Below are 439 nucleotides of genomic sequence, written 5' to 3' on the forward strand. Positions count from 1 at the left end.
CCACATTGGCGACCCGCCCGGCCACCACAATTCGACCATCAGCCTGAACTGTTGCCTTGGTGGCATCGATATCGGCCACCCCCGAGAAGCTGGCGAGTACCTTTCCTGCGTTGCCGAAGCTTTCGTCCAGGTGTCCGTCGGGGGTGTATCGTGCGAGAGCGAAGGCAGTTCCGTCGTTCCAGCTGCTGAATCCGGCAGCCACAATGCGGCCATCGGACTGGACCGCGACCCCGTTCGCCTGGTCATAGCCTTCCGAGAAATCGGTGACAACTTTTCCGTCGTCGCCGAACCCCTCATCAAGCCGGCCATTGGTGCGGTAACGCACGAGAGCAAAATCAGAACCGCCATCCACATTCGTGACATAACCGGCGGCAACCATCCGGCCATCGGACTGGACGGCGACTGCCGCCACCGAGCTTTCCACCCCCATTTCCGTGCG

Annotated in this window: 1 protein-coding gene; it reads right to left on the reverse strand. The window is 61.5% G+C overall.

Annotated elements, in window-relative coordinates:
- Window positions 1-424: delta-60 repeat domain-containing protein (locus tag ACFVX9_RS39655; protein ID WP_387987150.1), on the reverse strand; the 424-nt coding region annotated here is incomplete at its 3' end.
- Window positions 425-439: the final 15 nt, after the last annotated feature.

Source organism: Kitasatospora sp. NPDC058243, assembly GCF_042882025.1.
GTDB lineage: Bacteria > Actinomycetota > Actinomycetes > Streptomycetales > Streptomycetaceae > Kitasatospora.